The following is a 23,617-nucleotide window of genomic DNA, read 5'->3' as shown; positions in this document are numbered from 1 at the left end:
AATAGGGAAAAGGGGAGTGTCATAAGGATGTGGTTATATGAGAAAAGGCTGCAATACCCGGTACGGGTAGGGAAATGCGACCCGATGATGGCCAGATTCTTAATTGAGCAATACGGTGGTGCCGATGGTGAGTTGTCTGCTGCGCTGCGTTATTTGAATCAACGGTATTCCATCCCAGATCAGGTAATTGGTCTACTTACGGATATAGGCACGGAGGAATTTGCCCATCTCGAAATGATTGCAACGATGGTGTATAAATTGACGAAGGATGCGACGCCAAGACAGCTGAAGGAAGCGGGGCTTGGAGAGAACTTTGTCAATCATGACAATGGAATGATGTATGTGAATGCTTCTGGTGTTCCGTGGACGGCCGCCTATATCGGTACCAAGGGTGATCCAATTGCGGATTTGTACGAGGATATTGCGGCGGAGGAGAAGGCTCGTGCTACTTACCAATGGTTGATTGATATGACCGATGATGTAGATTTGCAGGACAGTTTGAAGTTTCTGCGTGAGCGTGAGATCGTCCATTCCTTAAGGTTTAGGGAAGCGGTGGAGATGATAAAGTCAGACTGGGGAACGAAAAAAGTCTTCAAAGTGTAATACGACACAACAGCAGCCGGAGATGAAGTGACCCCTAAAAGTTAGACAATATGATTAAGCAACCTGTTGGGCATGAGCTCGGTATTGTACCGGGCTCATGCCTTTTAATTTTGACTTGATTCTCTTGTTTAATCCCTTCAGCACCATTGTGAAGAGCTATTGAAAAACATCCTCAGCAATCATCGGTAACAAACGCGTAACAGGACTATAGTTCCTATTTTTCTTTATTTATTATCATCAAGTTATTGTGTAGACGTAAGAATCGCCGTATAGGATTCTTTAAGCGTCAAGCATCGCTATGGAAGTATCTGCTATTTGATGCAGCCTCTTTTTATCAGTGGATGTTCGAACTAATACTCTTAATCCAATCAGTGTAGTCTGCAAACTAGCCGCAAGTATTTTTGCATCCTTATCAATAGGAATCTCGCCCGACTGCTGGCCTTTTTGAATGATGTCTACCAGAACTTTCTCCCCGTTATTAAAACCCTCGGTTGTTATTTCGCGTACTTCCGGATCCCTCAAAGCCAGTTCGGTCGCAGAATTCACAAATAAGCAACCTAACGGTCGATCGTCGTTCACTTCAATCAGAAAATCAAAGATGAAGCGAATGGCCTGTTTCGCCGAACGACCGCGTGTTACTTCTGCCTTTATAGTTGCTGTTTTGTGTTTATCGTACAGTTCCAGCGTCTTTACAAAGAGGCTATGCTTATCGCCAAAAGTATCATACAGGCTTCTGCGATGTATCCCCATATGCGTTACAAGGTCCTGCAACGAGGTTTTCTCATAACCCTTTTCCCAGAATAAATACATTGCCTTTAAAAGTACATCTCTCTCATCGAACTCTTTGCTTCTTGTCATCGTCTACACCTCTTTAGAACGATTTTATCATATTAGAACAATCGGTAAAAGATCGATCATGAACAATTTAAAGTAAAGATAATAATAACCTATTAACTCCTTATTAGACCTTTTAATCCAAATAATCTCAGGTTTAAATAAGCTGAAAATACTAAATTTTTTAATATACAAATACTGACTGGAATAATTTATGAAATATTAATTTTGCATTAGATGCGTTGACAACATGTTGAAGGAGTTTCTATTATGGGAATGATCGATCTCATTACGGCGCAGCTAAAAAATCGACAACAAAGAGGAGGCCGGGAGTAACGATGAGTAACATCTAATACAGTAAGAAACGCACTGCATTCATTGAGTTCATCTAGGAGGAATAAGTTTTGAACATGAAAATTATAAGTGCGCTGTTCGTGATTGCCATCGTGATTACCTGGTCGGTGCACCAATATCAACTCGAGGCAGCTGCTCCTGTGAAGGATACTAACCAACCCGTACAAACAACTAGTAACCAACCGGTTCATTACAAGAATAAAGTTATTGTACTCATGTATCATCATATTGATGTGAAGGAAAGCGGTGCAACCATTTCTCCGAGCCGTTTCAATGATCATATGAAGGTTTTGAAGGATAATGGTTATAAGGTAATTAGCGTAGAGCAATTCGCGGACTTTATGCAGAACAGAATTAAGGTGCCGAACAATGCGGTAGTTATTACTTTCGATGATGGGTACGAAAGTTTTGACCAATATGCGGTTCCGATTCTAAAAAAATATAATTTTACCGCTACTCACTTTATTATTGGAGCGAGCAGTGACCAGCAAAACGTACACACGAAGCATCTAACCTGGGATACGATGCGCAAGCTTAAAGCAGAAGGCTTCAGCTTCTATAGCCATACCTATAACCAACATAACTATGCTCCCTTTGATCAAAATGGTCATAAAACGGGACCTATGCTAAGCAATCTGATCTATCTGCCTGAAAAGGGCCGTGTTGAGACTAATGCAGAATACAAAGCTCGTATTGAAGAGGATGCACAATTGATAGAAAAACGATTAAAGGAAGAGCTTGGTAACACCCTCCAGATGATCGCGTTTCCGTATGGAATCTATAACCCGACAGTTAAGCAGATTGAGAAAAATGCAGGTGTTACTCTATTCTTCACAACAAATCCTGGCATTAACAAACAGGGGGCAGATGAAATTTTCCGTCTTAATGCAGGAACCCCAACACTCACAGGCAGCAAATTCCTCAATATGATAGAAAAGTACCAATGACTTCCAACTCGTTCGAGCAATGGGTATTATAGATGTCTGTACGTTCAAAATTACTAACCGGAAGAATTTATGAAATATTAAGTTTACGCTAGATACATTGACAATAGTTGATGGAGTTTCTATTATGAGAATGATCGATCTCATTACTGCGCAGGTAAGAAAAATCGACAACAAGAGGAGACCGGGAGGAACCATGAGTAATCAAAGCAAAGCTGGAAAGATGCACCGGAAGTCCGAAAATGATAATACGTTTTTATTCCTTACCGACATTAATTCCATCTTGGTAAGCGGGGAAGACACAAACGGGGAATTTTGCGTCGTGCATTGTTCGGTTAATGAGAATGATGGCCCGCCGCTTCATATCCACGGAAACGAAGATGAATCTTTTTACGTGCTCGATGGAGAGTTAGAGATGACACTTGGGAATGACACGTTTTTTGTGCAAAGCGGAGAATATGTCTTCGCCCCTCGCGGCATTCCACACACCTTTAAGGTGAAGTCCAAAAAAGCTCGTTTTTTAGTTACGGCCTACCCCGCAGGGTTTGATTCTTTTGTAAAGGAATTAGGCACACCTTATGTGGAGGGGATGGCTCAAATGGATCCCCCTACTCCTGAGTTTCTCCAGAAGCTCATACAAGTATCCGAAAAATATAATATTACGTATCCGGGTCTATAATTTTACTTTGAATTTTAGCGGATCTTTTTCGCCTTCTATATCCATGCCAGAACAATGTCGAGAATCAGCAGGAATTTACGAAAGTCGTGAGCGATGTCGTCTCTCAGTCACTCAAGGCAGTGAATCATAAGGTCTATAATTTTTTGAGGAGGAATTGTTGATGAAAAGAATGAACAAACGAGCTGCATCGCTGCTAATGGTAGCGGTGGTCGCCGTATCTGTGCCAGCTGTAGTGGCCGCAAACGGAGCGAATCATGCTGTAAAGGTTAACGGAACGGCGGCGATTACTCGCTCGCATGCCGCTGAGATGATTTTTAACGCGTTCCAATACGTCCACCTTGCTCCGCATCACCATTCAGTGCCTTTATCCAACGACACTCCAAAGGATGGAAGCAATCAACCGATGAGCCCAGTCAGTGGACAAACTGGTCAAGTAGACCATACGGTCTATGAGAATACTCAATATGGCTTCCGTTTCACGCTGCCGGATAGTTGGAAAGGGTACACGATCGTAACGGACAAATGGGAGGGTCTTTCTGCAGGCAATACGCAAGGAGCTAAGGTCGTAGAAAGTGGTGCGGCACTTAGCATCCGCCATCCCAAATGGACCGCTGAACAGCCTAGACAAGATATCCCTATTCTTGTCTTTACTGTCCACCAATGGAACGAGCTTCAGCAGGAGAAATTTTTCATCGGCGCAGCGCCTACCGGTCCAAAGGAACTGACGCGTAATCAAAAATACGTGTTCGCACTACCGGCGCGCTATAATTTTGCCTACCCTGATGGGTACCAAGAAGTAGAAGACATCTTGAAGAGCAATCCGATTCAACCGATAAAGTAATCAAATCGTAAAATAAAGGTTACCCTTTGCCATATACGGCAAAGGGTAACCTTTATTTCTCTATCCGCTGAACAATGTCAAAAATTTAAAAATAAATCCTGCAAGAAGTTAGCGGTACTTTCCTATCATATTGAGAGAATTTTGGTGCTTGTGAGTGTTGGCGTTGACGTACCGGTAGGAACGACCATGACGTTCAGCACAGAGGAAGTGACAGGCATATATATGGTTGCGATATTAAGCATGGTTAGCCATTTTACAAGCTAGTTCCATGGGACAGACCATTTACCGCAAACATGGATTTGAGGAAGAGATGACGAAACATAAATTACTAACCGGAAGAATTTATGAAATATTAAGTTTGCGCTAGATACGTTGACAAAACGTTGATGGAGTTCCATTATGAGAATGATCGATCTCATTACTGCGCAGGTAAAAAAACGACAAAAGAAAGAGGCTTAATTATAACAAAAGTTATCATTCCTATGACACCTGTATATGGACACGTCGCTCCCATGCTGCCATAGCAAAAAATCTATTTCGCCGCGGTCACGAGGTGACTACTATTACAGGATCTATAGTAGCTTTCGAAAAGACAGGCGCCGCATTTGTTTCATTTACTGGTGCAGCCGATTGGAAGCCCGAGGAATTATGGCAAGTAAAGGTGAACTTATATTTAATAATTAACCAAGAAAGAAGGAATGTAAGAATGAATCAATCTAATCATGAGATCAAACACCCACTGGCAGTTGGAGAACATGAAATTTACATCGACGGTGTGCGACAAGTTTATCACGTAGCTGGCAACGGCCCAGTTTGTTTGGTTCATTCGGGCGGACCTGGATTTCACTGGAAGTATCTGCAGATGCCAGAGCTGGAGAAAACAATGACAATGGTGTATTTAGAACCTGTAGGAACAGGTAAATCAGATACGCTGCCAGACGGAGACTATAGTATGTCTCGGTATGCGCATTTCGCACATAAAGTAGCCGAGCATATCGGAGCTCAAAAGTATTACTTCCTGGGTCATGCTCATGGCGGTGGCGTTGGCATTCAATACGCTTTGGATTACCCGAACAAACTTGGTGGTCTGATCCTTCAATCCAGTGCTCCTTCCATGGGACCAGATCTATATATCGAGCAATTCAAACAAATTGAGAACTTTGCAGAGCGTTGGCCGGATAACGCGGAAGCTCAAGATGCAAAGCAGGCTATGATGGATTCGAAAAACGTAAGAGACAAGGAGTCGGCTCTGGCAGTTCTCCACCGCTTATTGCCTGCATACTTCGGTAACTACTGGAGCGTTAAGGAGAAAGTAGACAAATGGAAGGTTGTTCTCGATTTCTTCGGCGACCCTAACCGGCAGCCATATGAGTGGGATGTACGAGATATCCTAAATACGATCACCACGCCAACGCTCATTCTAGTCGGTGAATATGACGTCAACTGCGGGCCAAGGTGGTCCAATGAGTTGGCAGAAAAGATACCAGGATCTCACCTCGTTGTGTTCGAGCGGGGCGGACATATGGAGCACGTTGAGCATACCGAGCAATTTACGCAAGCCGTTAATGAATTCGTTATGGCTGCGCTGCATGGATGGGAAACGTTAGTTGAATAAAAAGGTTGATAGATATGACTGATGATGTGGATTTACAGGATAGTCTGAAGTTTTTGCGTGAGCATGAGATCGTCCATTCCTTAAGGTTTAGGGAAGCGGTGGAGATGATAAAGTCAGACTGGGGAACGAAAAAAGTATTCAAAGTGTAAGGTAACTTATAAGAGGAGCAGCCGATTGTTAGAAATCGGCTGCTCTTTTTGTTGATCTAAAGGGGTAGTCTTTCAATTTTGTATTTGTACAAGCACATTGGACCTATTTTGCATAGATTATTTTATCTTATTTTAAGGAGTGATGATATGGCTCTAACTGTAGAGTGTGCATTACGACAGATTGCCAGACTTTCGAGAAAATTAGCAAAGGACGTACCATTTCGAAAGAAAGTTGAAGATCTTATCGGAGACAATGAGTTAACTAAAAATCAAAAAGTAATTAGAATGAGAGCTTTGTTGAAAGCAGCCGGTTTCAAGTCTCCTAGTCGGGTACGGTTCCTTAATGATCTTGAAACGGGTATGGTTGTCGTCTCTTATGATGCCCTTGATGCTAAATTGCAAATAAATACAACCGTTTCCTTCACTTTTGCACTGCAGCCTGGACCATGAGAAAATTACCATCCTGTGGGTGATTGGACAAGTCCAGTAACAACAACTTCAATCGTCTAGCATAGACACTGGGATCGAATGTTGCAGCCGTGCTTGGTGAATTAGATATAAGGATAAGTTGTTGCCTACACCTATGACATTGGCATATAGGCATAACCCCAAGAAACCGTGCTCTGCGCGGTTTTTTTTGTTATGTATGAACAAATTATTCGAGACAGAGTATTATAATTAAAATAGTACCTTGACAGTCGAGGTAGTATGCCTTATTATACAGATATGGAGGTGATTGCATGAGCGAGAACAAGATCACATCCGACCTGCTGAGAGGACATACGGATACGATGATTTTAAGACTCTTGTCCGAAGCGGATCGTTACGGATACGAGATTGTCAAGCTGATTGCCGAACGTTCGGACGGCGAGCATGAACTAAAGGAGGCTACCATGTACTCCAGCTTCCGGCGGCTAGAAGCTGACGGCGACATCGAGTGGTATTGGGGCGATGAATCACAGGGCGGACGTCGCAAATATTTTAGGATTACCGCAAAGGGTAAGGAAACTTACGACCGCAACAAAAGCAATTGGGAGTATGCAAAACGCGTGTTAGAAAACCTATTATAAGGAGCGATTTGATTATGATGAATCCAAAATTGACTGATTACCTGAACAGTGTATTTACGCCATACGATGGGGTGAAAAGCGTTACTGAATTAAAGGCTGACCTGCTTTCCGATTTGCAGGAGCGATATCTTGAACTCAAAGCTGATGGCAAGGACGATGAAACGGCGTTTAAGATGACAATTGAGGGGATAGGCGACATTGAACAAACTATCATGGAAGTAGCCAACCTCTCCCGCTCGCTGGAGCGGCAAGTCGTGACAAACTTTAGCGCAAGCAATCTGGTGAAAAGCGACTTTGCAGGCGTTACCGCTCATAAAGGACAATTTAATAGCAGTGCGCTGCACGGTTCGGACTTTTCAGGCGCAGACTTGACCGGCAGTACGTTTAAGAGCAGCGATGTACGTGAAGCTAATTTTGACGGTGCGAATCTGACGGACTGCAGCCTATCCACGCTTGACCTGTCAAACGCAAGCTTCAATAAGTCGATCCTTGTACGTACCAATTTCAGCAAGTCGGGGCTTGATGGAGCCAAATTCACAGGAGTAAGACTAACGGATGTGTCGTTAACACTGACGGATCTTAGAAAAACGATTTTCGAAGGCTGTTTATTTGATGGAGTTGACTTTAAGCTCTCCGACCTGAGCGGACAGCGTTTTGACGGACAGACGTTTATTGGCGTTAAGTTCGACAAAGCGGCTTTAACTGAAGCTTCGTTCAAGGGCGCAACATTAAAAAATGTTTCCTTCCAGCCTGGGTTTACGTTGACGAAGAAATACTATCGCATGCTCAAAACCATCTGCTTTGACGGTGCAACGATGGATAAACTGACCTTTGCGCACCTCAAAGGCATGGAAGTCGATTTGTCAAAAGTTACGGTCGTTTAATTTAACTGATAACTCTTTTTAGGAGGGAATCCGATGCAAACCAAGTCCATTCAAGTAAAAGGATTGCAAAAATCCTACAAGCAGCTCGAAGTGCTGAAAGGCGTAGATTTCGAGGTTGAAAAGGGCAGTATTTTCGCTCTCCTCGGCTCAAATGGGGCAGGTAAAACAACGGTAGTCAGAATCCTGACCACGCTGCTCCAACCGGATGGCGGAACCGCAGCTGTCAACGGATTTGATGTCGCGTCCAAACCTGATCAAGTACGGCAGACGATCAGTCTAACCGGACAATTTGCCGCCGTGGATGAAATTTTGACTGGCCGCGAAAATCTGATCATGATCGCCAAGCTGAGATACCTCAAAAACCCACGTCAGGTTGCGGACGATATGTTACAACGTTTCGGCTTGACTGAGGCTGCAGACCGCAGAGTGTCTACTTACTCCGGTGGGATGCGCCGCAGGCTCGACATTGCTTTAAGCATTGTTGGAAAACCACAGATTATTTTTCTAGATGAGCCGACCACCGGGCTTGATCCCGAGGCGAGGATCGAGGTGTGGAAGATCGTCAAGGAGCTGGCGGACGGCGGCACGACAGTACTTCTCACGACACAATATTTGGAGGAAGCTGAGCAGCTTGCTGACCGGATTGCCATTTTGCACGAAGGCAGAATTATCGCAAGCGGCACACTTCAGGAGCTTAAGAAGATGTTCCCGACCACAAAGGTAGAGTATGTGGAGAAACAACCGTCGTTAGAGGAGATCTTCCTCGCCATCGTCGGTAAAAAGGAGGCCATATAAATGGAAACAGAAATAGTAAAGAAGCATTTTCTTATTGATATTAGCGTAATGCTTGGACGTTCCATGCGTCACATTATGAGGAGTATGGATACCATCATCACGGTCACCATAACGCCAATTGCAATGATGCTGCTGTTTGTCTATGTATTAGGTGGTGCCATTGAAACCGGAACAGATAGCTATGTGAATTACCTGCTGCCAGGCATACTCCTCATGGCTATCGCTAGCGGAATATCTTACACCGCTTTCCGTTTGTTTACGGATGTACAAAAAGGGATATTTGAACGTTTTCAAACGATGCCGATTTCACGTTCCGCTTTGCTTTGGGGGCATGTATTGACTTCACTAGTATCTAACGCCATATCGGTTCTCGTCATTATCCTTGTAGCGCTCCTCATGGGTTTCCGTTCATCCGCAGGAATTCTGCCTTGGCTTGCGGTAGCTGGTATACTTGCTCTGTTTACTCTTTCCTTAACATGGGTCGCAGCTATAGCTGGACTTACCGCAAAAACGGTCGATGGTGCGAGCGCTTTTTCCTACCCTTTAATCTTCCTGCCATTTATCAGCTCCGCATTTGTGCCAACTGATTCGATGCCTACCGCCGTTCGCGTTTTCGCCGAAAACCAACCAGTAACCTCTATCGTAGAAACCATCCGCGCATTGCTGTCGGGTCAACCGGTGGGCAACGACATCTGGATCGCACTTGCTTGGTGCGTCGGCATTATGCTCGTGGCTTATGTATTTGCAATGAAGGCATATAAAAAGAGGGTATAATCGCTATCTCCCGCAAATTCCTTTTGGTACATCCTCATACTTCTTCGTATAGTATTCCTTCCTGCGAGTTATCTGCTGTAACGCTTCTATAAATTGATCGACTTCAGCACATGTATTATAGAAGCTTAAACTAATTCGAACTAAGCCTGGGGAAGGAATACTGGCATCCTGTCTGATTTCATCTATTCTCTCATCACTCAGCTGCAAGAGCTTCTGAACAAAGGAATAGGCGCAGAAAAAGCCAGCTCTAACGGAAATACCATACTCACTCGCTAAGATCTGCGCAATATCCTGGTGATGCAGCCCATCCATTGTAAAAGACAACACACTCACTTGCGGCAGATTATCACTCAATGCACGAAATAAGCGTAAACCCTCAATTGTCCGCAGTTTTTCAAGTGTATAATTCATAATCTGCTTCTCATATTCAATAATTGTTTCCATATTAGACTGCTGCAAGGTTCGAATCGCTGCATGTAAGGCTACAATTCCCATCACATTAGGCGTTCCACCTTCGAACCTTTCAGGTGCCTCATTCCATTGCACTAAGGATCTCAAAGCAATCCGAGCCGTTCCTCCTCCTTTAATCAGCGGCTCTGCATCTTGAAAATCTTCTTTCCCTCCAATTAAAACGGCTGTTCCAAATGGGGCATACAATTTATGTCCTGTAAAGGACAGGAAATCAATATTCTCTTCCGGGTTAAGCCGCGTCATTTCGATCGATTCATGTGGGATTAGCTGAGCAGCATCGATATGTATTTTTGCTCCATACTGATGGGCTAGCTCAGCCGCCTCATAAATGGGGTTAATGCAGCCTGTTACATTTGATGCCCCTGTTAACGTGACTAATGCAACCTGTCCCTGTAAGGCCAGAAGCTTTGCTCTTAAATCCTTTAAACTAATCTGGCCATCCTTATTAACTTCAATGTAGACAACCTCAAAGGAATTCCTCCAAGGCAAGTCATTCGAAATATGTTCCATTTCTGATGCTAGAATATAACGTTTAGCAGTGGTTTGATGCAAAATATGGGAGAGCAGATTTATCGACTCCGTACTATTTTTCGTGAAAATAACGTTGTGTTTGGCTTCTTTTCCACCTACAAAATGCAATATATTCAGTCGTGTTTGTTCAATGATTTCGGTCGAATGCACGGACTTGTAGCCTTTCCCCCGGCCAACAGATGAATACCATGGTGCAAATTGCTCGATCGCCTTCAGAACACTCTTAAATGGCGGTGTAGTAGCCGCATTGTCAAAATGAATCGCCTTTATAAAACGCCCATCCTCTAAAGGAATCTTTTCATCTACTCCAACGATTAAGTCTCTCAGCTTATTTTGCTGTTTGGATAGTGTACGGTTTGCTAGGAAATGTCTCATCATGCACCCCTTACTTAAAACCATAGGATCGAATGATTTTTGTAATTATGCTGTAGTTCGTAACACCAAAGAGAATGACTCCTAATGCAATAAACGTAGAATAGCCAATTCCCCACGAAGGACTTAGGAATGATATGGGCAATGTCAACAGCAGTATGAATCCTAAGACGAAATTATAAATTCTCTCCGCACTCCATGTACTGCCAATCTTCTCCGTCTCTATTTCTCCTTGCCATTGTGCCATTCCGCCTTTGAAGTGAAACACTTTATCATGCGTTTGGGATAATCGCTCTGACGCCTTTCGGCCTACCATGCCGACATAACAGATAATCACTACCTCTTCATCAGCCGAAACCTTCGGCAGCATTGACCAGGATGGGTAAGGAATATTAATCGCTCCTTTTATATGACCCCGTTCAAAGCTTTTAGGTGTTCGAACATCGATGATCTTTACGTTCTCTCTTTTATTTATCTTTGCTTGCAATTCATGAAAGGTTAATTCTGTATACGCAGTGCCCATATTACATCCTCCTTAAATAGGGTTACGGTTTCTCTCAAATCGAAAAATCACTTCCGGAGCAAGGAGGAGCAGTGCAATCGCCCCGTAAAGTCCAATGATATAGCTGGTTACATAGGTTATTCCGATCATTTCGTGCAATACGAAGGTGAGCAGATGAATCAGCATATTCGTAAAGCAGAAGGCGTAGCTCCGGATCATCCACCGGCGATGCTTTAGCACACGTTTCTTCCGGATGTGGACAATCGCTGTTGTCGTTATGGCCAGCCAGACGAGATTAAGCAGATTAAAGCCCATGCTGCTTATTTTTCCTCCTGTGGCATAAGGAGCCATGTATCCGGATGTCAGTACGACTAGCAGCACGGATGATACATAAACGTAGCCGTTCAAGCGATGCAGCCGACGGTGCTTCTCATAGCTGCGGGTCAAGAAGTTGAGGAGACCTGATGCCATTGCGACGCAGGCGAATGCGATATGAATGTATAGGACTATTAACCAGCTTTGAGTTTTAAGCTCATGTGCTAGATCGGTCTTGTGACTAAGAAAGGTCTCAGCCCTCGGATCAACCATGTAATTGTTGACCACCGCATATAGGATATAAATGTAGGATATAAATGATGCAAACGTACGAAACCAACTTATAAAAGGACAGATGCTTACCCCTCATGTAGTCATAACCTCCTTGTATTAATCTACTATCCGAAGGGTAACAGGAGAGCCTCTCGAATCAGGTGCACAAATGATCACAAAACTATAAACAAACCGTCACAATATGCGAAGTGATCGTTTTTCCGGTTATGAAGATGATACACTTTGATCATGGGTACACTTGGAATGAAGGCGGGATCGACATGAATGAACAATCGGTAATCTTGGTCGTGGACGATGACCAGAGCATCGTTGAATTATTGAGAGACTTTTTGGAGAATGATCGCTTCCAGGTCGTGACGGCAAATGATGCGAATGAAGCATGGGACAAGTTTCAGCAGAATACGATTCATTGCATCATCTTGGACATCATGATGCCGGGGCAAAATGGATTTGAGCTCTGCCGACGCATACGAGCAGAGAGCAGCGTTCCTATTCTGTTCTTGAGTGCTCGCAGCGAAGATGTGGACAAGATTCGTGGCCTCACTCTTGGGGGAGATGACTATATCGTCAAAACCGCTTCGCCAGGCGAGATTGTTGCCCGGGTCAAGGCTGTTCTACGGCGCACGGGAACTCCACAATCCAGCACGAGCCAGGTGCTCGATTACGGTCGTATTAAGCTTGATTTGGCCACGAGAGAATTAGTTGTGGATCAAATGAATGTCTCCCTGACGCCAAAGGAATATGAGCTGCTTAGATTGTTTATGGAGCACCCGAAACAGGTGTTTACTTATGATCAGCTGCTGGAGAAATTCTGGGATGGTGTCGGAGATAAACATACGATCCGCGTCCATTTGAGTCGTCTTCGTGAGAAGATTGAGCTTGATCCCGAACAGTCGCAGCATCTTATTAATATATGGGGCATCGGTTATCGCTTCGAGGGGGTATAACATGCAAAAACTTCGCCTTCGCACGCATTCCTTGCTCAGCTTAGGGCTGCTTCTGCTGCTGCCTTGGGTTTTCTTTGTCGTTGTATTTTTCATGACCACTCATTCGCTTCACATTAAAGAGGACAAGCCGGATTCCTATGCTGTTCTCATGATTGCAGCCTTCGCGGGGCTGGTGCTTGCTTTCGTAATTGTTGGCTTGCGAATGCGGAGGCTTCTTCTTAAGCCCCTTGAGGGGCTAGGTCTTGCAGCTCGGAAAATCGCAGAAAGCGATTGGGACGTTGAGCTTCCCCAATCGACTATTCGAGAAATTGCCGAGGTTCGAGAAGGGTTCGAAGTCATGGTGAACGGGCTTCAAGATTCACAATTGAAGCAAGCAAAGCTGGAGGAGGAGCGACGTTTCATTATCGCCGCCGTAGCCCATGACTTGCGGACACCGTTATTTGCATTACGCGGGTACTTGGATGGCCTAGAGCTAGGAATAGCGCAAACACCGGATCAAATCTCGAAATATGTAGCTGTGTGCAAGCAGAAGTCCGCACAGTTGGACCGGTTGGTTGAGGATCTCTTCACCTTTACGAAGATGGAGTATCAGGAAGCCGAGTTAAGTGAGAGTACGGCCGACTTTGGTGGTATTATTCAGAAATCGACAGACAGCTTGAAGCCTCAGGCAGAGTCCAAGCAAATCTCGATTCTCGTTCATTCCACACCGGACGACTATTTAATTCGAGCGGATTCGCACTTGTTAGAACGCGCGATTAGCAATTTGCTCGATAATGCTGTTCGACATACCCCTGAGCACGGTCATATTGTGATTCAATACTGGAGGGAGAGAGACCGATTGTCCTTTAGTATTCACGATTCTGGACAAGGCTTTGCGTCAGAAGAGCAAGAGCAGGTATTTGAACCTCTCTACCGGGGTGAGAAATCGAGAAACCGCGCAACCGGGGGTTCTGGACTCGGGCTTACCATATCACGGCGAATCATCAGGCAGCATGGTGGGGAGTTAGCTGCGAGCAACCATCCTGCGGGAGGCGCTATTCTCTCGGGCTGGATTCTTGCTAAGCGAAACAACTCTATTGATTAGATTAAAAATGAGGAACACCCCTTAGCTTACATCGGATTACTAATCCGATGCAGGCTAAGGGGTGTTTTGTAGGAGCGCTATTCTTCCTTTGGTATAAAATCAAATATTTTTCCTGACTCAAAGGCATCGATCAAACGATGCAGCCAGTGATAATAGTTAAGTGCATCATTAATTTTCTGCTCGTCGATTGTTGTGATTTCCTGCAGGTCGCTGTTATCAGGATCGGATGCTTGAAGCATACGAATCTCCTTTAATGACTTCTCGAGCGAAGTCATATTACTCTCCACAGCTTTCCGCCATTTAATAGAGAAGAAATCAGTAAAGTTCTGATACCAGTCCGGTACAACCTCGTAAAAGTCCTTCCTCGACCCTTTACCCCAAACCTTCTCAATCATTTTCAAATCCATTAACGTCCGCATGCCCGTACTCATGGATGTTTTGCTCATCCCCATCGTTTGGCTCATTTGGTCCAAAGTGATGGGTTCATTCTGAAAATACATAGAGCCGTAAAGATGACCAATTGATAATGTTATGCCGTAAAGATCCATGTTTTTTCCTATCGAGTCAATCACACGCTGTCGCGATGTGTGCAGCGCGCGCGATTGCTCGGGCGTTAAGCCGCCTAAATTATCGTCCATAATTGCCTCCTGGGTCACCTTGCTACACTTCATAGACATTGTAAGCTTATCTGAAATTAAAAGTAAAGGGCTCATTTCCATATGCATTTAGGAGGAAAAAGGAGGGATCTGGAGTATTCCTATTGTAAAGTTTAAACTGTACGTACATTACGTACGGATATTAGTGTTGACTAATTAAGGTAAAAAGGCCTAAACTGTCGTCAGTACGAAGAATATTCTCTAAGCACATGCTTACGAAGCAGAATTATCACAAGTGACCACTTGTGGTGACAATTCTCTAAGCACATGCTTACGAAGTGAAAATTGCTTCGCAATTTTTTTGAGGAGGGAAGACGTGTCCATCATCGAAGCCAAACAACTGACTAAAATATTCGGTAACCATCCGGAACAAGCGATGCAGTTCCTAAAGCAAGGATGGACGAAAGAAAGGATTTTTAAAGAAACAAGAATGACTGTAGGGGTAAACCAGGCTAGTTTCAGTATTGAAGCAGGACAAATATTCGTCATCATGGGTTTATCCGGCAGCGGCAAATCCACCTTAATCCGCCTGCTGAATCGTTTGATTGAGCCATCATCTGGTCAGCTCTTATTCGAGGGACGGGATATCGTGCAAATGAGTTCGTCAGAACTAAGAGAGCTCCGACGTAAAAAGATGGGGATGGTGTTTCAAAAGTTTGCTCTATTTCCTCACCGGACGGTACTGCAAAATGTTGAATATGGTCTGGAAATTCAAGGAGTGGAGAAGCAAGCCCGCAGGCAAATGGCTGAGCAGTCCTTACAGCTGGTTGGCCTCGGCGGATGGGAAAACAGCTATCCTGATCAATTGAGCGGAGGAATGCAGCAGCGTGTAGGTCTGGCTAGGGGCTTAGCTAATGATCCTGATATTCTTCTTATGGACGAAGCGTTTAGCGCGCTTGATCCACTTATTCGAAAGGATATGCAGGATGAGCTCTTGCAGCTGCAATCTAATATGAAGAAGACGATCATCTTCATCACACATGATCTGGACGAGGCGCTGCGCATCGGGGACAAGATTGCATTAATGAAAGATGGCGTTATTGTACAAATTGGCACTCCTGACGAAATATTGATAAATCCGGCTAACCCGTACGTTGAGAAATTTATAGAGGATGTTGATCTTTCCAAGGTGCTGACCGCAGCTCATGTTATGCGGAAGCCTGGAACGATTATGCTCGAGCGTGGTCCTCGTGTAGCTCTTCAAATGATGAAGGATCAAGGGGTATCGAGCTTGTACGTGACCGATAAGGGAAAGAAGCTTCTAGGTGTAATAACCGCCGAGCTTGCCTCTGCTGCCTTAAAAGAAGGCTTGCCGTTAGAGGATATATTAATCAAGAATTTACCGGTTATTTCTCCTGCAACCCCGTTAAACGAATTATTTGAGCCTATGGCGGATTCTAAGATCCCACTGGCTGTAACCGATGACACGAATCGGCTGTTAGGTATCGTTATTCGTGGAGCTGTCTTTGCCGCACTGGCCGGAAACACCATACCTGAGGCAGGGGGTGTAAAGTGAATATTCCGAAGCTTCCACTTGGTAATTGGATCGAATCGTTAGAAAGCTGGTTAGAAAATCATTTCTCCCCGTTGTTTGATTTCATACGCCTGATTATAGGCTCCATCGTTGATTTTCTACATAATGTTCTTCTCTTCAGTCCTTCGATCATCATGATTCTGATTATAACGGCTATAGCCTGGTATCTTGGGAAATGGAAGGTTGCTGCCTTTGCGTTCATAGGGCTTTTGCTTATTGAGAATCTAGGCTATTGGGAACATGCCATGGAAACCTTAGCCATCGTGCTTGCAGCATCCCTATTATCCATCATCATTGGCGTACCAACTGGCATTTTGTGTGCTAGAAGTTCCTTATTACAAGGAATCATTACTCCTTTGCTTGATTTGATGCAGACCATGCCCGCATTTGTTTATTTATTACCAGCGGTATCTTTCTTCTCACTTGGTGTTGTACCAGGTGTTATTGCATCCATCATATTTGCGGTGCCGCCTACCATTCGTCTGACGAATTTAGGGATCAGGCAGGTTCCTTCGGAACTGGTTGAAGCTGCCGATGCCTTTGGCTCAACGCCAAATCAGAAGCTGTTCAAGCTGCAGCTTCCTATGGCGCTGCCTACGATGATGGCGGGTATTAACCAAACGATCATGCTGTCGTTGTCTATGGTTGTTATTTCCTCGATGATTGGTGCTCAAGGACTTGGCGCGGATGTCTATCGGGCGGTTACTCAGACCAAGACGGGCATTGGCTTTGAGGCTGGTATTTCCATAGTCGTGTTGGCTATTTTATTAGACCGGATGTCTAACCATATCGTGAAAAAAAATAAACGCTAGAGGTGAAACATTTTGAATAAAAAATGGGGATTTACATTATCAGCTGTTGTATTGGCAGCAGCACTTGCAGGCTGTTCGAATTCGAAAACAAATGACTCGAAAGAGATAAAACTCGCATACGTCGCTTGGGATTCGGAAATTGCAAGCACGAATGTTGTTAAATATGTGTTGGTATCAAAATTGAACTATTCCGTTGATCTTTTGCAGGTTGATGCAGGTCCAATGTGGGCCGGAATGGCAGACGGCAGTGCGGATGCCATGGTAGCTGCATGGCTGCCTACAACGCATGCTTCCTATTTGGAGAAATACGGCAGCAGCGTTGAGGATCTAGGTCCTAATCTGGAAGGAACAAAGACGGGTCTTGTTGTTCCGTCTTATATGAAGGAAAGCTCGATCGAAGATCTGAATAACGAAGCTACAGGTAAATTGGTGGACTATGAGATTATCGGCATTGAGCCTGGAGCAGGTATTATGCAGTCAACCGACAAGGTGCTGAAGGATTATGGACTGGAGAGCAAGTGGAAGCTGATTGAAAGCTCATCAGCTGCGATGGCTCAGGAGCTGCAGAAGGCCTATGAGGCGAAAGAGCCCATCATTGTGACAGGCTGGACGCCGCATTGGATGTTCGCCAAGATGGACTTGAAGTATTTGGACGATCCAAAAGGTGTTTATGGCGGAGCTGAAAGTATTCATACGATAGCACGTAAAGATCTGAAGTCCGATAAGGCAGATGCCTACAAGCTGCTTGATCAATTTACATGGACACCTGACGATATGGCTCAAGTGATGGTTGCCATTCAAGAGGGCCAATCGCCGGAAGAAGCGGCTAAAGCCTGGGCAGAAGGCCATCCGGAGCAGGTTGAGAAGTGGCTGGATGGAATCCAATAAATAAGGAGAATTCGAGTGGAAGAGCTGCTCTCTGAGGTTGCGGCATATCCCCCTATCCAGTATGATAATGGCAGACTTTAAAGGGGGAAATGCCATGACGACAACTTTCGAACGGCCAGAAGCCGTAATCTTTGATATGGACGGAACCTTATTTGAAACAGCTACCTTGCTTGCGACGGTGCACGAGCGCTTATTCCGCACCTTGCGTGAGGAAGGGCTTTATGATCAGACACCTCCGCTGGATGATCTCCTTGGCTGCCTAGGCATGCTGCTGGAGGATATTTGGCGGAAGCTGATGCCTGGGAGCTCAGAAGAAGCACGCCTACGAGCAGATGAGCTTATGGTGCAATATGAGCTTGAAGAGCTGGAAGCGGGTAAAGGAGTGCTGTACCCACAAACGGCTGAAACGCTGCGTCGCTTGAAGGAACAGGGGATTAAGTTGTTTGTGGCAAGTAACGGCCTGGAAGTTTACGTGAAAGAGGTTGCTCGCTACAAAGGTATAGCGGATCTATTCGACGGCTTGTACAGCGCGGGAGAATTCCAGACAGCAAGCAAGGTTGATCTTGTTGCGAAGCTTCTCGCCGATCATCAGATTAAGACAGCCTGGATGGTAGGCGACCGTTCTTCCGACGTAGAAGCAGCTAAAGGTAATAATCTTATCGCTATTGGTTGTGCTTATGCCGGCTATGGACGCGACTCCGAGCTTGCCAGCGCAGATGTATGTATCCAAGAAATGCCGGAGCTTCTCACCTTACTCAAATAAGATTTGATAAAGAAAGGCGTCACAGGTAAATTGTCCTGTGACGCCTTTTGCTGTTCCCTCTTTCAAACATTTTCTAAAATTTTTACGTAGCGTTTGACGGAGCACTTCGAATGATTCTGGAGAAATGTAATGTCCGCCTTTGTTCGAGAATTCTAACCTATACCTATTTAGTTAAAAGAATTCTCGAACAACAGCGGTCGGAAGAACATTCGAATGCGCAGGATGCGAAGTAACTTGTTTAAGAAATGTTTATCTCTTCTCACTTTGTTGTTTACACCTATCTGTTACTATACACTAACTAATGAATATGTCTTCTGAAAGAAGTGTCGATATGAAAGTCATCAATCGCATAATGGTTTCGAGTGCTTTGTTAGTGGTTCTTTCACTTGTCTCCCTGCTTGCTGTGTTTGGGATCTTTCTATTAATGGATTCCGTAAGTGGTGACGGGGGCAAGGAGATGCTCGACAGCAAAGTTTTTCAGGCTGAGAAGCAGCTTAGCAGCATAGATGCCTCCAAAAAGAGTTGGGAGCTGTTGAATGGCCGTCTTTCTAAATATGGCTATAACCTGCTTGTTCTACAGGATAAGCGAATCCTTTATAATTCACTAACTGATCCAAAGAGTGAAGTGAATGAAATGATTAAAAGTTTTACAAATATAAATTTGCAGAATGATGCATTGGCAGGACGGTTACAACACACCACCTTTGTTGCCAAGTCATATGAGGGTTATGCCCTGTACGCCGTAAAGAAGGACGTAGATAGCAGCGGAGACAGCGGCTTACTTGATTTCTGGCTGCCATTTGTCCTCATCAGCCTCGCTGTTATCGTCGTCATTGTGCTGCTCAGCCAGCTGTTTACTCGTAAGATGGCCCATCGGATCCTCCAACCGCTGGAGGCTTTATCAGAAGGGGCTAAGCGGATTCAAAGTGGTGATCTATCAAAGCCGGTCATCTATAAGGGGAATGATGAATTTGCTCCCGTGAGTGCTGCTTTTAACCACATGCAGGAGCATCTTTTAGATGAACAGCAGAAAAATAAGGCTTACGAGAAAGCCCGTGTTGATTTGGTTGCTGGCATTTCTCATGACCTGCGAACTCCGCTTACTTCCATAAAAGGTTATCTAAAGGGCCTTCAAGACGGAGTAGCGAATACACCGGAGAAGAGAGAGCGATATCTACAAATTGCTTATCAAAAATCTTGTGACATGGACGCGCTGCTTCGGAAGCTGTTCTATTTCTCAAGCATGGAGACGGGCAATCTGCCATTGTTGCTTGCAGACAGGGATTTAGTTGATTTTGTTCGTGAATATGTACAAGCTCGTAAAGAGGAGCTTGTACAAAGTATGGTGACCATTTCAGTCGAAATGAAGCCTGGTTCTTATCCTGTTCGAATCGATGAGGAGCAGATGAATCGTGTGATGGCTAACCTCATAGAGAATGCGATCAAATACGCTAATGTAAAGCCGATTCATCTGACTATATACGTATGGTGTGAGCATGATGAGGTACATTTGATATTCGCCGACAATGGCGGAGGAGTGCCAGATGATCATCTGCCTTATTTATTTGATCAGTTCTGGCGGGGCGACAGCGCAAGATCTCAGAAGAACGGTGAGAGTAACGGACTAGGTCTCTATATCGTGAAATATATTGTGGACAGGCATGGCGGCACAGTGGCGGCGACAAATGATAACGGACTTCATATCGAAATGATACTGCCGAGCCAGATGGAGAGGGAACATGAGCAAAATATTAATCATCGAAGATGATACCGAAATTGCAATGCTGGAGAAGGATTATTTGGAGATTAACGGTTTTGAGACAGAGATCATTGCAGATGGGAAACAGGCGGTCACTGCCATCCTGGATAATTCCTATGATTTGATCCTGCTTGATCTGATGCTTCCGGGGCAGAATGGATATGATATTTGCCGTGAAGTAAGAAACAAGACTGATATTCCGATTCTGATGGTTACGGCTAGGACGGAGTCGATGGATAAGATTCGTGGGCTTGGGCTAGGGGCCGATGATTATATCGCTAAGCCGTTTGATCCTGCGGAGCTTGTTGCAAGGGTCAAATCACATATAAGCCGTTATGAACGGCTTGTTGGTACGACAAGAAAGGCTGAGAATGAGGAACAGATCATCGTTGGTGAGTTAAAGATATTGCGGAGAAGCTGGAAGGTGTACAAGGCTGGGCAGGAAATCCGGTTCCCAAACCGCGAGTTTGAGCTTCTATTGTTTTTGGCAGAACATCCGAATATCGTGTTTTCCAAAGATGCGCTGTTTGAAAAAATCTGGGGTTATGACTATGCAGGCGACAGCGCGACGGTAACGGTTCATATTAACCGGATCCGCGAGAAGATTGAGAATGATCCGGCAAAGCCGGAGATGATTGAGACGATCTGGGGAGCAGGGTACAGGCTGAATCGCTGATTGGATACGAATGAATGAGCCATGCGGCGACGCATGGTTTTTTTGCACGAATTTGCACGAATTTATAAATTGTTAATATGTTGTTTGCGGACTTGTTACACCTTTCTGCTAAAATGTTTAGGTTAATCCGAAATAGCTTACACTTTAAGAAAATCATAGAAGTGCGGTGATAGGCTTGTCCTTACGATTTAGACTTTTACTTTCTTTTACCTCTGTCGTTATTGTGTCGGTCATTTTATTTGTATTATTGTCTTATCTGCTGTCCGTTGCTGTAACCGGTGATGTTCGTAGCCTGCACAACTTCTATAAAATTCATTATTCGCTTCATCCGTTGTCCGAAGAAGAGGAAAGCCTCTTCCTTGACCTTAAGTATTTGGCGAAAAATGACCCGGAACAATTAAAAGACAAGCAGCTGCTTGCGCAATACAACACGCAGTTGAAAATGGAGAAGGCCGCTTTAGTTATCCGAGATAATGATACGATCCTCTATACTGCTCCATCGCTTAGTGGAGTTGATCTTTTAGCTATTTTACCTAGCTATGATATGGGTAACAATATGATTCGCAATACGCTTAATGCTGGAAGCCGGTTTTTCTCCTATTCCAAATTTGATTTCTATTACTCCTCCAGCAAGAATGAGAAGGGAAGTATCTTTGTTCTTCACGAGAGGAGCCCGTTTGCCCAGGTTATACGAAGGCTGCTTCCGCTTCTTATTGCTTTGTTCATTATTATTTTATTGTTAACCGGATTTTTGTTATATCGTTATGTAACGAGGAAAATTATTAAGCCGCTGGATCAGCTCAGACGGTCTGCCGAGCATATTAAGGAAGGGAACTTAACCTTTGAGCTTAAGGCGGATTCGAAGGATGAGGTTGGGCAATTGGTTCAAACCTTTGATCAAATGCGCCAAAGATTGTACGATTCGATCCAGCTCCAGCTTCATTATGAGGAAAATCGTAAGCAGCTGCTGTCGAACATTTCGCATGATCTAAGAACGCCGATTACAACGATTAAAGGCTATGCGGAAGGAATTAGGGACGGGGTTACGAATACGGAAGAAAAGCTGAACAAATATGTACATGCCATTTATACTCGTGCTTCGGATATGGAACGTCTCGTTAACGAGCTGCTTTTCTATTCCAAATTAGATTTGAAGAAAGAACCGTTCTCCTTTCACAAATTAGAGCTAGGTCCATTTCTATACAATGTTGCGGATGAGATGTCCATTGAGTTTCATGATCAGGATGTCGAATTGGTATGGGAGAAAATGCCCGAGCAGCCTTTGTTCGTTCTTGCCGATCGTGAGAAGCTGAAGCGGGTCATCTTGAATTTGTTTGATAACTGTCTGAAATATATGAATCAGCAGCCTAAGCAAATCACAATAGCCATTGAGTACCAAGCGGAGGATGTGGTCATTACCATGAAGGATAATGGCCCTGGCATACCTGAAGGAGATCTGCCTCATATTTTCGAACGATTTTACCGGGTGGAGCCTTCACGAAATCAATCGAAGGCTGGCGGAAGCGGGCTTGGCCTTGCGATTGCTCAGCAGATTATAGAAGGACATGGAGGCATGATTTCGGCAAGCAGCGAGCTTGGCTCAGGCACCAGCATTTCATTTACACTCAAAATATTTGAAGATCGATGGTGATGGACATGACAAGGATATTAATTGTTGAAGATGATCCTTATATTGCAGAGTTACAAAAGGACTATTTTGCGCTGCACGGGTATGAGGCTGAATTAAGCGATGATGGGCAGGCAGGGCTTAGCCTGGCTTTAAGTGGGGACTATGATTTAATTATTCTGGACATTCAGCTTCCAGGTATAAGTGGCTTTGAAATTTGCAAAACAATCAGGGAGCGGCTGGATGTGCCGATTCTTATTGTTTCAGCGAAAAATGAAGAGCTGGATAAAATCCGCGGCTTTGGCTTTGGGGCAGACGACTTTGTAACCAAACCGTTCAGTCCTAATGAGCTGGTTGCAAGAGCAAAAGCTCATTTGGCGAGGTACGAACGATTTAAGAACGGTCAGAAAATGAAGCCGGATGAGAGCCTGCACATTCGAGAACTGACGATTAATCCTTCCTCTCATCGCGTATTTGTGCACGATCAGGAAGTATTCCTCACAGCCAAGGAATTTGAGGTGCTTGTATTTATGGCGTCCAATCCTAACCGGGTATTCAGTAAAGACCAGCTGTTTGAAAAAATATGGGGGCTGGACTCTAATGGTGATATCGCTACCGTGACCGTTCATATTTCCCGCATTCGGGAAAAGCTGGAGGCAGATCCTTCTAATCCGCAGTTTATTGAAACGGTTTGGGGAGCGGGCTACCGCTTTACCGTCTAAGTTCATTTTGCAAAAAGTTATCGTCCTTTTAATAGTTTGTTTATACTTTCTTTTCAGCGTGTTTAGAGCGGTCGCCTAAGATAGATTCAGGAACAGGTAATCACTCTACTATCGGGAAGGAA

At 44.4% G+C, this 23,617-nt stretch carries 25 protein-coding genes and 1 pseudogene; 21 read left to right on the top strand and 5 right to left on the bottom strand.

From position 1 onward, the window contains the following. The first annotated feature begins 27 nt into the window (after positions 1-27). On the top strand, positions 28-603 hold the full coding sequence (locus AC0YNT_RS01020) for a manganese catalase family protein (protein WP_475802940.1): 576 nt from the start codon (positions 28-30) through the stop codon (positions 601-603). A 279-nt stretch (positions 604-882) separates the two neighbouring features. Here the strand turns inward: AC0YNT_RS01020 and AC0YNT_RS01015 are convergent, their stop codons facing one another. Continuing rightward, entirely contained in the window at positions 883-1,461 is a 579-nt protein-coding gene (locus AC0YNT_RS01015) for a TetR/AcrR family transcriptional regulator (RefSeq protein ID WP_475802939.1), read from the bottom strand. A gap of 386 nt (positions 1,462-1,847) precedes the next feature. Between AC0YNT_RS01015 and AC0YNT_RS01010 the strand changes: the two genes are divergently transcribed. The 10 genes and pseudogenes from AC0YNT_RS01010 to AC0YNT_RS00965 all read left to right on the top strand — a co-directional run bounded on the left by AC0YNT_RS01010 (position 1,848) and on the right by AC0YNT_RS00965 (position 9,542). Beyond that, positions 1,848-2,738, top strand: a complete 891-nt coding sequence (locus AC0YNT_RS01010) for a polysaccharide deacetylase family protein (protein ID WP_475803401.1) — start codon at positions 1,848-1,850, stop codon at positions 2,736-2,738. Positions 2,739-2,868: 130 nt separating this feature from the next. Further along, a complete protein-coding gene (locus AC0YNT_RS01005) occupies positions 2,869-3,414 on the top strand; it encodes a quercetin 2,3-dioxygenase (protein WP_475802938.1) in 546 nt (181 codons plus the stop codon). Positions 3,415-3,574: 160 nt separating this feature from the next. After that, positions 3,575-4,255, top strand: coding sequence for a hypothetical protein (locus tag AC0YNT_RS01000; protein WP_475802937.1), 681 nt, complete (start codon positions 3,575-3,577; stop codon positions 4,253-4,255). 706 nt (positions 4,256-4,961) lie between these two features. Beyond that, positions 4,962-5,870, top strand: coding sequence for an alpha/beta fold hydrolase (locus AC0YNT_RS00995; RefSeq protein WP_475802936.1), 909 nt, complete (start codon positions 4,962-4,964; stop codon positions 5,868-5,870). A 5-nt stretch (positions 5,871-5,875) separates the two neighbouring features. Further along, a pseudogene (locus AC0YNT_RS00990) lies at positions 5,876-6,019 on the top strand (manganese catalase family protein); the annotation flags it as partial. Positions 6,020-6,166: 147 nt separating this feature from the next. Further along, positions 6,167-6,469, top strand: coding sequence for a hypothetical protein (locus tag AC0YNT_RS00985; RefSeq protein WP_167280258.1), 303 nt, complete (start codon positions 6,167-6,169; stop codon positions 6,467-6,469). Between the two features lie 290 nt (positions 6,470-6,759). After that, positions 6,760-7,089, top strand: a complete 330-nt coding sequence (locus tag AC0YNT_RS00980) for a PadR family transcriptional regulator (RefSeq protein WP_167280257.1) — start codon at positions 6,760-6,762, stop codon at positions 7,087-7,089. 17 nt (positions 7,090-7,106) lie between these two features. Further along, positions 7,107-7,973, top strand: a complete 867-nt coding sequence (locus AC0YNT_RS00975) for a pentapeptide repeat-containing protein (RefSeq protein WP_475803400.1) — start codon at positions 7,107-7,109, stop codon at positions 7,971-7,973. A gap of 33 nt (positions 7,974-8,006) precedes the next feature. After that, positions 8,007-8,768, top strand: coding sequence for an ABC transporter ATP-binding protein (locus AC0YNT_RS00970; RefSeq protein WP_475802935.1), 762 nt, complete (start codon positions 8,007-8,009; stop codon positions 8,766-8,768). After that, entirely contained in the window at positions 8,769-9,542 is a 774-nt protein-coding gene (locus AC0YNT_RS00965) for an ABC transporter permease (protein WP_475802934.1), read from the top strand. Between the two features lie 3 nt (positions 9,543-9,545). On the opposite strand, the gene AC0YNT_RS00960 is transcribed toward AC0YNT_RS00965, so the two are convergent. From AC0YNT_RS00960 to AC0YNT_RS00950, 3 genes are read right to left on the bottom strand one after another with little or no spacing between them, the layout of a single operon-like run. Further along, positions 9,546-10,922 (bottom strand): aminotransferase class V-fold PLP-dependent enzyme, encoded by a 1,377-nt coding sequence (locus AC0YNT_RS00960; RefSeq protein WP_475802933.1) that lies wholly within the window; start codon positions 10,920-10,922, stop codon positions 9,546-9,548. 7 nt (positions 10,923-10,929) lie between these two features. After that, entirely contained in the window at positions 10,930-11,439 is a 510-nt protein-coding gene (locus AC0YNT_RS00955) for a rhodanese-like domain-containing protein (RefSeq protein ID WP_475802932.1), read from the bottom strand. Between the two features lie 12 nt (positions 11,440-11,451). Beyond that, positions 11,452-12,006, bottom strand: a complete 555-nt coding sequence (locus AC0YNT_RS00950; protein WP_475802931.1) for a DUF2306 domain-containing protein — start codon at positions 12,004-12,006, stop codon at positions 11,452-11,454. A 281-nt stretch (positions 12,007-12,287) separates the two neighbouring features. Between AC0YNT_RS00950 and AC0YNT_RS00945 the strand changes: the two genes are divergently transcribed. Both AC0YNT_RS00945 and AC0YNT_RS00940 read left to right on the top strand, forming a co-directional pair. Next, the gene (locus AC0YNT_RS00945; RefSeq protein WP_475802930.1) at positions 12,288-12,974 is read left to right on the top strand and encodes a response regulator transcription factor; all 687 of its coding nucleotides are present in this window, start codon (positions 12,288-12,290) and stop codon (positions 12,972-12,974) included. 1 nt (position 12,975) lies between these two features. Beyond that, positions 12,976-14,058, top strand: a complete 1,083-nt coding sequence (locus tag AC0YNT_RS00940; RefSeq protein WP_475802929.1) for a sensor histidine kinase — start codon at positions 12,976-12,978, stop codon at positions 14,056-14,058. A 77-nt stretch (positions 14,059-14,135) separates the two neighbouring features. Here AC0YNT_RS00940 and AC0YNT_RS00935 read toward each other — a convergent pair whose 3' ends face one another. Beyond that, positions 14,136-14,696: a GbsR/MarR family transcriptional regulator gene (locus AC0YNT_RS00935; protein WP_167280254.1), complete on the bottom strand. Its 561-nt coding sequence runs from the start codon at positions 14,694-14,696 to the stop codon at positions 14,136-14,138. A 334-nt stretch (positions 14,697-15,030) separates the two neighbouring features. Here AC0YNT_RS00935 and AC0YNT_RS00930 point away from each other — a divergent pair, with 334 nt between their 5' ends. The 8 genes from AC0YNT_RS00930 to AC0YNT_RS00895 all read left to right on the top strand — a co-directional run bounded on the left by AC0YNT_RS00930 (position 15,031) and on the right by AC0YNT_RS00895 (position 23,495). Further along, the gene (locus tag AC0YNT_RS00930; protein WP_475802928.1) at positions 15,031-16,230 is read left to right on the top strand and encodes a quaternary amine ABC transporter ATP-binding protein; all 1,200 of its coding nucleotides are present in this window, start codon (positions 15,031-15,033) and stop codon (positions 16,228-16,230) included. Then, positions 16,227-17,060 carry an ABC transporter permease subunit gene (locus tag AC0YNT_RS00925; protein WP_167280252.1) on the top strand — a complete coding sequence of 278 codons (834 nt, stop codon included), beginning with the start codon at positions 16,227-16,229 and terminating at the stop codon, positions 17,058-17,060. The genes AC0YNT_RS00930 and AC0YNT_RS00925 overlap by 4 nt, the downstream gene beginning before the upstream one ends. A 9-nt stretch (positions 17,061-17,069) precedes the next feature. Then, positions 17,070-17,948, top strand: a complete 879-nt coding sequence (locus AC0YNT_RS00920) for a glycine betaine ABC transporter substrate-binding protein (protein ID WP_475803399.1) — start codon at positions 17,070-17,072, stop codon at positions 17,946-17,948. Positions 17,949-18,042: 94 nt separating this feature from the next. Further along, positions 18,043-18,711, top strand: a complete 669-nt coding sequence (locus tag AC0YNT_RS00915; protein WP_475802927.1) for an HAD family hydrolase — start codon at positions 18,043-18,045, stop codon at positions 18,709-18,711. A gap of 331 nt (positions 18,712-19,042) precedes the next feature. Further along, the gene (locus AC0YNT_RS00910) at positions 19,043-20,479 is read left to right on the top strand and encodes a sensor histidine kinase (RefSeq protein ID WP_475802926.1); all 1,437 of its coding nucleotides are present in this window, start codon (positions 19,043-19,045) and stop codon (positions 20,477-20,479) included. After that, a complete protein-coding gene (locus tag AC0YNT_RS00905) occupies positions 20,451-21,146 on the top strand; it encodes a response regulator (RefSeq protein WP_475802925.1) in 696 nt (231 codons plus the stop codon). The genes AC0YNT_RS00910 and AC0YNT_RS00905 overlap by 29 nt, the downstream gene beginning before the upstream one ends. 175 nt (positions 21,147-21,321) lie before the next feature. Beyond that, positions 21,322-22,797, top strand: a complete 1,476-nt coding sequence (locus AC0YNT_RS00900; RefSeq protein WP_475802924.1) for an ATP-binding protein — start codon at positions 21,322-21,324, stop codon at positions 22,795-22,797. 5 nt (positions 22,798-22,802) lie between these two features. After that, positions 22,803-23,495, top strand: coding sequence for a response regulator transcription factor (locus AC0YNT_RS00895; RefSeq protein WP_167280247.1), 693 nt, complete (start codon positions 22,803-22,805; stop codon positions 23,493-23,495). Positions 23,496-23,617 lie beyond the last annotated feature (122 nt).

This window comes from Paenibacillus sp. J22R56 (assembly GCF_056269375.1).
The sequence above is the reverse complement of the archived record's forward strand: the minus strand, read 5'-3'. Positions and strand labels throughout refer to the sequence as shown.

Coding starts and splice junctions, on each gene's coding strand:
- AC0YNT_RS00895 (WP_167280247.1), top strand. CDS start 22,803: ATGACAAGGATATTAATTGTTGAAGATGATCCTTATATTGCAGAGTTA.
- AC0YNT_RS00985 (WP_167280258.1), top strand. CDS start 6,167: ATGGCTCTAACTGTAGAGTGTGCATTACGACAGATTGCCAGACTTTCG.
- AC0YNT_RS00950 (WP_475802931.1), bottom strand. CDS start 12,006: ATGGTTGATCCGAGGGCTGAGACCTTTCTTAGTCACAAGACCGATCTA.
- AC0YNT_RS01000 (WP_475802937.1), top strand. CDS start 3,575: ATGAAAAGAATGAACAAACGAGCTGCATCGCTGCTAATGGTAGCGGTG.
- AC0YNT_RS01010 (WP_475803401.1), top strand. CDS start 1,848: ATGAAAATTATAAGTGCGCTGTTCGTGATTGCCATCGTGATTACCTGG.
- AC0YNT_RS00995 (WP_475802936.1), top strand. CDS start 4,962: ATGAATCAATCTAATCATGAGATCAAACACCCACTGGCAGTTGGAGAA.
- AC0YNT_RS00910 (WP_475802926.1), top strand. CDS start 19,043: ATGAAAGTCATCAATCGCATAATGGTTTCGAGTGCTTTGTTAGTGGTT.
- AC0YNT_RS00935 (WP_167280254.1), bottom strand. CDS start 14,696: ATGGACGATAATTTAGGCGGCTTAACGCCCGAGCAATCGCGCGCGCTG.
- AC0YNT_RS01015 (WP_475802939.1), bottom strand. CDS start 1,461: ATGACAAGAAGCAAAGAGTTCGATGAGAGAGATGTACTTTTAAAGGCA.
- AC0YNT_RS01020 (WP_475802940.1), top strand. CDS start 28: ATGTGGTTATATGAGAAAAGGCTGCAATACCCGGTACGGGTAGGGAAA.
- AC0YNT_RS00980 (WP_167280257.1), top strand. CDS start 6,760: ATGAGCGAGAACAAGATCACATCCGACCTGCTGAGAGGACATACGGAT.
- AC0YNT_RS00970 (WP_475802935.1), top strand. CDS start 8,007: ATGCAAACCAAGTCCATTCAAGTAAAAGGATTGCAAAAATCCTACAAG.
- AC0YNT_RS00905 (WP_475802925.1), top strand. CDS start 20,451: ATGAGCAAAATATTAATCATCGAAGATGATACCGAAATTGCAATGCTG.
- AC0YNT_RS00960 (WP_475802933.1), bottom strand. CDS start 10,922: ATGATGAGACATTTCCTAGCAAACCGTACACTATCCAAACAGCAAAAT.
- AC0YNT_RS00955 (WP_475802932.1), bottom strand. CDS start 11,439: ATGGGCACTGCGTATACAGAATTAACCTTTCATGAATTGCAAGCAAAG.
- AC0YNT_RS00965 (WP_475802934.1), top strand. CDS start 8,769: ATGGAAACAGAAATAGTAAAGAAGCATTTTCTTATTGATATTAGCGTA.
- AC0YNT_RS00975 (WP_475803400.1), top strand. CDS start 7,107: ATGAATCCAAAATTGACTGATTACCTGAACAGTGTATTTACGCCATAC.
- AC0YNT_RS00940 (WP_475802929.1), top strand. CDS start 12,976: ATGCAAAAACTTCGCCTTCGCACGCATTCCTTGCTCAGCTTAGGGCTG.
- AC0YNT_RS01005 (WP_475802938.1), top strand. CDS start 2,869: ATGATCGATCTCATTACTGCGCAGGTAAGAAAAATCGACAACAAGAGG.
- AC0YNT_RS00945 (WP_475802930.1), top strand. CDS start 12,288: ATGAATGAACAATCGGTAATCTTGGTCGTGGACGATGACCAGAGCATC.
- AC0YNT_RS00915 (WP_475802927.1), top strand. CDS start 18,043: ATGACGACAACTTTCGAACGGCCAGAAGCCGTAATCTTTGATATGGAC.